Genomic DNA, 8,002 nt, shown 5'->3' on the forward strand with positions numbered 1-8,002 from the left:
CAGCAGGTCTCAATCACAGGTCAGCAGTGCCCGGATCAATCGGCGGCCAATGCTTCTTCTCGATTGGCGGCTTCAAACTCCTCGTCGCGCTTGATCAGTTCGACATCAAGGCACAACCCTTGAAGCTCGCGCACCAGCACACTGAACGATTCCGGCACGCCCGGTTGAAAATCAATGTTCCCATTGACGATGCCTTCGTAAATGCGCGACCGGCCGGCCACGTCATCCGATTTGGCCGTGAGCAACTCTTGCAACGTATAAGCTGCGCCATACGCTTCCAACGCCCAGACCTCCATCTCGCCGAATCGCTGGCCACCAAACTGCGCTTTACCGCCCAGTGGCTGTTGGGTAATCAGCGAGTAAGGGCCAATGGAGCGAGCGTGAATCTTGTCATCCACAAGGTGTGACAGCTTCATCATGTAGATGTAGCCGACCGTCACTTTCTCCTGAAATGGCTCGCCCGTCATGCCATCGTAGAGCGTGACTTTGCCCGAAGGAGGCAATCCTGCCTCCAGCAGTTTCTCGCGGATCGCCTCCTCAGTGGCGCCGTCAAACACCGGCGAAGAAAATCGTAAGCCCAGCGCGTGGCCAGCCCATCCCAGGTGTGTTTCCAGCAATTGCCCCACGTTCATCCGCGAAGGCACGCCAAGCGGATTCAGGACGATTTCGACCGGTGTCCCATCCTCCAAGTACGGCATGTCTTCAATCGGCAGGATACGCGCGATCACACCTTTGTTGCCGTGCCGTCCGGCCATCTTGTCGCCGACCGACATCTTGCGCTTCATGGCGATGTACACCTTCACCATCTTGATCACGCCGGCAGGCAGTTCGTCGCCGCGCCGCAATTTTTCAATGCGCTCTTTGTAGAAGTGTTCCAGCACGAGCACCTGACGGTGCGTGCGCGCCTCCATCTCTTTGATCTGAGCAGCGACGTCAACCTTGGGATTCGCTACTTGAATCTTGCGCAGCGCGTGAAATTCCATCTCATTGAGAATGTCGCGCGTCAGCTTCTCGCCTTTCTCAAGCACCTTGCGCCGATTATGAAACAGATCGGCGGCCAGCCGCTGGCCTTCCAGCAGTTCGCGGATTCGCTTGTCGCGTTCCTCTTCCAGAATGCGGATTTCGTCTTGCAGGTTGCGCCGCAGCTTATCTTCCTCAGCTTGCTCAATGGCTAGCGACCGCGCATCTTTGGTGACGCCGCGACGGGTGAAGACTTTCACGTCAATCACGGTGCCTTCGATCCCCGGCGGGCACTTGAGACTGGCATCGCGCACGTCGCCCGCTTTCTCTCCGAAAATAGCCCGCAGGAGTTTTTCTTCGGGCGTCAGTTGCGTTTCGCCTTTGGGTGTGACCTTGCCGACCAGAATTGAGCCGGGCCGGACGTAAGCGCCGATGCGAATGATCCCGCTTTCATCCAGGTCGCGCAACATATATTCGCTGACGTTGGGAATATCCCGCGTGATGTCTTCCGGTCCCAGCTTGGTATCGCGCGCTTCAACTTCGAGCTCTTCGATATGGACTGACGTGTATGCATCTTCGCGGACGAGTTTCTCGGAGATCAGGATCGCGTCCTCAAAGTTATAACCGCGCCAGGGCATAAACGCGACCAACACGTTCCGACCCAGCGCCAACTCCCCCTGATCTGTGCACGGCCCGTCGGCAATCACCTGACCCTTTTTGACCCGTTGCCCAACGTGAACAATCGGTTTTTGGTTGATGCAGGTATTTTGATTGGACCGCTTGAACTTGATCAATTGGTAAATATCTGCTGTAACTTCGCGCGATAAGGCGCCGCCCCGCGTTTCCTGATCGGCGCGGATGATGATCCGCTCGGAATCCACCTTGTCTACCACGCCATCGCGTCGGGCCACGACAACAGCGCCCGAATCGCGCGCGACGACATCTTCCATCCCCGTGCCCACAATTGGCGCTTCCGGCCTGAGCAAGGGAACCGATTGGCGCTGCATGTTCGACCCCATCAGAGCGCGGTTCGCGTCGTCATGTTCGAGGAAGGGAATCAGTGAGGCCGCAACCGAGACCAGTTGCTTAGGCGAAATGTCTATGTATTGCACCTCTTCGCGCGAGGCGGTGGCAAATTCACCAGCTTTGCGCACGGGCACGCGGCTTGGCACGATGTAATTGTTCTCATCAAGTTCAATATTCGCCTGACCAATGATCGCGTGAGCTTCTTCCCACGCTGTCAGGTAAAACGGATACGGTTCGTATTCAGCCGGCTGCAACCCGTCGTGTTTCAACCGGCGATTGACTTTCTCGACCTTGTGCTGGGGAAGATGTTCATGGAGCTTGAACGGGCTATCACCGGGACTGGTGATGCGCACGTAATCAATCACACGACCATCTTCCACCTTGCGGTAGGGCGCTTGAATGAAGCCAAATTCATCAATGCGCGCATAGCAGGCCAATGAGGAAATGAGCCCGATGTTAGGCCCTTCCGGCGTCTCAATCGGACAGATGCGACCGTAGTGCGTTGGGTGCACATCTCGTACCTCGAAGCCAGCGCGCTCGCGCGATAGACCGCCCGGCCCAAGCGCTGAGAGCCGGCGTTTGTGCGTGATCTCTGACAGCGGGTTCGTTTGATCCATGAATTGACTCAGTTGGCTTGAGCCAAAGAACTCTTTGAGCGCCGCGATGACCGGTTTGGCATTGACCAAATCGCGGGGCATGGCCGTCTGCAACTCCGCATGAACCGACATCTTCTCCTTGATCGCGCGCTCCATACGAACCAGACCAATACGGAATTGGTTTTCGAGCAATTCGCCTACGGCACGCACGCGCCGATTGCCCAAATGATCGCGGTCGTCAATCTCGCCGATACCGCGATGGAGCTTGAGCAAGTACCTAACCACGTCGAAGAAATCGCTCGGCGAAAGCGTCAGATCGTCAATCCGATGGTGTTGGTCATAGCCGATCTTGATATTGAATTTGAGTCGTCCTACTTTCGAGAAGTCAAACTTGCGCGGATCGAAGAACATTGACTCAAACAGACGCCAGGCCGATAGCACCGTCGGCGGGTCGCCCGGTCGCATCTTGCGGTAAATCTCAACGAGCGCCTCCGCTGGCGATTTGGCGCTATCTTTTTTCAGCGTTGTGCTCAATACATGTCCAACTTCGTCGCGGTCGGGGATAAACACCTCAAATTCGCGGATGTTGTTGACAATCAGCGAAGAGACCGCTTGCGGTGTGGCAGGCGTATTGGCCTCGGCTCTGATTTCGCCGTCCGGATCAACCAAATCGGAAATGAACATCGCGCCTTCCAGGTCGCCGATGTTCAATTCAATCTCTTTGACGTCTGCCTTGAGAATCTCACGATACGCATGCGTGCTGATCTTCCGTCCGGCTTTAACGATCACCTCGCCCGTCTTCGGATTGACGATGTCCGTAGGCGTTTTCACGTCGGCGAACTTGGGCGTCGCCGATGCAGGGTTCTCTTTCCTATCCAGTTGCCAGAAAAGTTTGCCGTCACGAATACGAATGCGTTCGGTTTTGTAAAACAGGCGGAGAATCTCTTCATCCGAGTATCGAGCCGTCAGGATCGTCGTCTTGAGCAATTCGTCGTTGTCAATAGAGCGCAGGTCAACCTTGACAGGCAACCCTAGCGCGCGCAAGAAGACGCTGCCCAGAATCTTGCGTTTCTTGTCAATTCGCACATAGAGGATATTCTTGGCGTCATATTCAAACTCCACCCACGCGCCACGATTGGGGATGATTTTGCCCAGATAGCCGTGAGTGGACGGCTTCTCGAAGTAGATGCCCGGACTGCGGTGCAACTGCGAAACGATCACCCGCTCGGTGCCATTGACAATGAATGTGCCGTTTTCCGTCATCAGCGGAACGTCACCAAAGTAAACTTCTTCTTCCTTGATGTCGCGCACCGACCGGCGGCCGCTGGCTTCATCCACGTCGAACACCGTCAGGCGGAATTTGACTTTCATGGGAACGGCATACGTCATGCCCCGTTCCTGGCATTCGAGCACATCGTACTTGAGCTTGAGGCCCACCGGCTCGCTACAATTCGGGCACAGATGAAGCACGTTCTTGTTCGTCGCGCCGCAAGCGAGGCACAGCACATGATCAGACATCAACGGGTTCAGTCGTATAGTCGCCTTGCACTTCCTACATGTGGATCGAAGGTGCTCCAATCCTTCCAACTGACCGCATTTGCATTGCCAGATGCCCATTGAGTAGCTGACAAAATCCAGTTGGGCGCTGTTGCGGTAATCACTGATTGGGAAAACCGATTGGAAGACCGCTTGCAAACCCTCGTTGGGCTTGCGTTCTTCGGGCAGCAGGTCCATCTGCATGAGTTGATTGTACGATTGACGTTGAATCTCAATCAGATTAGGAATGCCGATAGCCGTCCGAATGCGAGAAAAGTCCAATCGTTGATGTCCGTTGTTTGCTTGGTGTGGCATAACTAGTTCCCTCTAACAGCTTGGCGGCAATCGCCGTCAAACACAAAATGACTCAACCGACACGCCGGCTGCCTCGCTCCCGATGAGCGCCTTGCCTGCTGTGTCGTTGAGTGAATAACGAAGCTGTTCGTAACGTTGCGTGTCGGATCAACCGGTTCGCTATCAACCACCAGCCTTCAGCGTGGTTGAAAAAGCCCGCTCGTTGCTGATGGCTTACTTGATTTCGACAGTAGCTCCTGCCTCAGTCAACTTCTTCTTGATTTCTTCGGCCTCTTCCTTACTAGCGCCTTCCTTAATGGGCTTTGGTAGGCTCTCTACCAAATCCTTGGCTTCCTTCAAACCGAGGTTCGTGATTTCGCGCACCACTTTAATGACGCCAATCTTCTTAGCAGCATCAATGGCCGAAAGAATGACATCGAATTCTGTCTTCTCTTCAGCCGCCGGGGCTGCCCCCGCCGCCGCGCCACCCATGCCCGGCATCATCATCGGCATGGCGGCCGCTTGTGCCGAGACACCAAATTTTTCCTCCATCATCTTGACCAGCTCAGACGCTTCCAACAGCGTCAAGTTGGCAATTTGATCAACAATCGGTTGAAGTTTTTCACTGCTCATGATCTTTGTTTCTCCTCGTTAGTTTCAATCCTCGCCCAAGCAATCCGCCGGGCACTACACAAGATTTCTGCTCCGAAAAAGGCATCAGACACAGATTAGCTGATGAACAGATTATCCAATCCGTGAATTTGTTAATCGGCGCTCGCTTTTCATTGTTTCTGAGCGTCGTCACCAACGACATGGACAACTCCGCCGGTTATTCCTGTAGTCAGCCTTCGGCCTGAGCCTTTTGATCTCGAATCTGCGCTAACACAACCACCAGGTTGCGAATGACACCCTGCATGACATTGACCAGTCGTTGTGGCTGCGCGTTGATCAAGCCCATGATCTGGCTCATCAACTGCGGCTTGGTCGGCAGATTGGCAATCGCTTCGATCTGGTCAAGCGCAATGGCTCGTCCTTCGATCACCGCCCCTTTGAAGCGAAACGTCGGATTCTCTTTAGCAAATTCCGTTAACAGCTTGGCCAGCGTCGCCGGGTCATCGGGGGTCAGCGCCACCGCTGTCATGCCTTTGAATTGCTCATTCAACTGCGCTACGGGCGTGCCTTCCGCCGCTTTCTGCGCCAACCGGTTCTTAACGACGTGATACTTGATGCCCGCCTGAGCCGCGCGTAACTTGCCACGCAATTCCCAGTCTTTGGCCACTGACAACCCCTCAAACCCAACAACAAACACATGTGGCACACGACGAAATTCACTGGCTAGCAAATCAATCTGTGCCTGTTTTTCTGCTCGCGTCTTCATCTTTCCCACTCCTGACTAGGCCGTCAAGGCGTTCTCATCCAGTTTGATGCCTGGTCCCATCGTGGAACAGCAGTAGGCGCTTTTGATGTAGCGGCCTTTGGCCGTTGACGGCTTGGCTTTGATCACCGCCTCAAACACGGCGCGGGCGTTCTCGACCAGCTTTTGTGTGTCAAATGAAACCTTGCCAATGGGCACATGAATGCCGCCGGTCTTGTCCACGCGAAACTCCACTTTACCCGCTTTTCCTTCCTTGACGGCATTGGCCACATCCATAGTGACAGTCCCCGTCTTGGGGTTCGGCATCAAGCCGCGCGGTCCCAGCACTCGTCCCAGTGGACCGACCAATTTCATCATATCCGGTGTAGCAATCAACACGTCGAACTCCAGAAAACCGCCTTGGATTTTCTCCACCAAGTCTTCGGCGCCGACCACGTCCGCGCCTGCTGCCTCGGCTTCTTTCAACTTTTCCCCCGAAGCAATAACGCCAACGCGCACGGTTTTGCCCAAGCCATGCGGCAACAGCACGGTCCCACGGACTAATTGATCGGCCTTGCGCGGGTCCACGTTTAGTTGCATGGTCACTTCCACCGTTTCGTCAAACTTGGCATAAGCGACCTGCTTCAACAAAGCCATGGCCTCTTCGACACTATATGCTTTGCGCGAATCAACTTTGGCCGCCGCAGCGGCATATTTCTTTCCGCTCATCACAACTCTCCGGTTTGATTGTTTGTAGTCAGGCGATTGACCGCCATGCCGGACGCATCCACCAATCGATGCTCCTACAAACTACGTGTTAATCAACAATCTCCAAACCCAAGCTGCGAGCTGTCCCGGCGATGATACGCGTCGCCGCTTCCAACGAGTTGGTATTCAAGTCAGGCAGCTTGATCTTGGCAATCTCCTCAAGCTGTTTGTGAGAAATTTTCCCCACCTTATCACGATTGGGTCGAGCGGAGCCTTTTTCCAGGCCAATCGCTCGCTTGATTAAATCCGCCGCCGGCGGAGTTTTCGTGACAAACGTAAATGACCGGTCCGCATAGATGGTGATCACCACCGGCACGGTGATGTCGCCCTGCTTGGCTGTTTTTGCGTTAAACTGCTTGCAAAACTCCATGATGTTGACCCCGTGTTGGCCCAGTGCTGGCCCAACCGGCGGGGCCGGATTGGCTTTGCCTGCTGTAATCTGTAGTTTCACCTGTGCGACCACTTTCTTTGCCATATTCCCTCTCGACGACCGACGCCGATGATATTCCATCCGCTGGCTGCCTGTAACGCCATTGAATCGGCGAGCGCCACCTCCTGCCTATGTCTCCTCGGTGAACGTTTCTCGCTCCACTTGCAAAAAGCTCAATTCGACCGGGGTGGTTCGCCCAAAGATCGTCACCATCACTTTGAGCGTGCTTTTGTCCATATTGACCTCGTCCACTTTGCCCTTGAAGCCGGTAAATGGCCCGTCAATGATTTTGACCATTTCTCCGGCCAGGTAAGTGTGCTTAGGCTTTGGTTTCTCAGCCGTGAGCTTGGCATGGGATGTGATCTCTTCCACTTCTTCGTCAGTCAATGGCGTCGGATGCTGTCCCCCTACAAACCCGGTGACCTTCGGTGTATTTCTGACCGTGTGCCACGCTTTCTCGGAAATCTCGCCGAAGTCATCGGTCTTCATCTTCACCAACACATATCCGGGAAAGATCATCTTGTCCGATTCTACCCGCTTGCCACTCTTGAGTTCGACGACTTTCTCTGTCGGGACTAAGACCTCGGTAATCTCATCCTCCATGCCTAAGGCGCGGATGCGGTTTTGCAGGCTCTCGCACACCTTGTGCTCGTGCCCAGAGTATGTATGAATGATGAACCAGCGTTCTTCTGCCATGCTACTTTGACAAGAAATCAATCAAGGCCCTGACCAGATAGGAAAGCACCTCATTGGTGGCCCACAGAAAATAACCGAAGAAGATGACTACCAACACTGTCACAATCGTTGTTTGGTAGACTTCTTCGCGCGTTGGCCACGTGACCCGTTTCAGCTCCGCTTTCACATCACGGTAAAACTGGCCAATTGCCTGAACTTTCCTGGCGACGATATTAGTTGATGACCCCTTCGGGCTCTCTTCCGTCGCCGTTATTACTTTTGCCATATTTGCCTTCGTTTCTTTCAAGATCATCACTGGCAGGGGTATCAGGATTCGAACCCGACCTTGCGGTTTTGGAGACC

General features: G+C 54.4%; 7 protein-coding genes. All 7 read right to left on the reverse strand.

The genetic code is table 11. The annotated features are described in order from the left end of the window. Positions 1 to 35 precede the first annotated feature (35 nt). The 7 genes from rpoB to secE all read right to left on the reverse strand — a co-directional run bounded on the left by rpoB (position 36) and on the right by secE (position 7,925). A complete protein-coding gene (gene rpoB, locus NZ823_05875) occupies positions 36 to 4,433 on the reverse strand; it encodes a DNA-directed RNA polymerase subunit beta (protein MCS6804661.1) in 4,398 nt (1,465 codons plus the stop codon). 213 nt (positions 4,434 to 4,646) lie between these two features. Then, entirely contained in the window at positions 4,647 to 5,045 is a 399-nt protein-coding gene (gene rplL / locus NZ823_05880) for a 50S ribosomal protein L7/L12 (GenBank protein MCS6804662.1), read from the reverse strand. 208 nt (positions 5,046 to 5,253) lie between these two features. Continuing rightward, positions 5,254 to 5,790: a 50S ribosomal protein L10 gene (gene rplJ, locus NZ823_05885; protein ID MCS6804663.1), complete on the reverse strand. Its 537-nt coding sequence runs from the start codon at positions 5,788 to 5,790 to the stop codon at positions 5,254 to 5,256. Positions 5,791 to 5,805: 15 nt separating this feature from the next. Beyond that, positions 5,806 to 6,495 carry a 50S ribosomal protein L1 gene (rplA, locus tag NZ823_05890; protein MCS6804664.1) on the reverse strand — a complete coding sequence of 230 codons (690 nt, stop codon included), beginning with the start codon at positions 6,493 to 6,495 and terminating at the stop codon, positions 5,806 to 5,808. A gap of 88 nt (positions 6,496 to 6,583) precedes the next feature. Continuing rightward, a complete protein-coding gene (gene rplK, locus NZ823_05895; GenBank protein MCS6804665.1) occupies positions 6,584 to 7,009 on the reverse strand; it encodes a 50S ribosomal protein L11 in 426 nt (141 codons plus the stop codon). An 84-nt stretch (positions 7,010 to 7,093) separates the two neighbouring features. Beyond that, positions 7,094 to 7,660, reverse strand: coding sequence for a transcription termination/antitermination protein NusG (gene nusG, locus NZ823_05900; protein ID MCS6804666.1), 567 nt, complete (start codon positions 7,658 to 7,660; stop codon positions 7,094 to 7,096). 1 nt (position 7,661) lies between these two features. Then, positions 7,662 to 7,925 carry a preprotein translocase subunit SecE gene (gene secE / locus NZ823_05905; GenBank protein ID MCS6804667.1) on the reverse strand — a complete coding sequence of 88 codons (264 nt, stop codon included), beginning with the start codon at positions 7,923 to 7,925 and terminating at the stop codon, positions 7,662 to 7,664. Positions 7,926 to 8,002 lie beyond the last annotated feature (77 nt).

It is taken from the genome of Blastocatellia bacterium, from assembly GCA_025054955.1.
GTDB lineage: Bacteria > Acidobacteriota > Blastocatellia > HR10 > J050 > JANWZE01.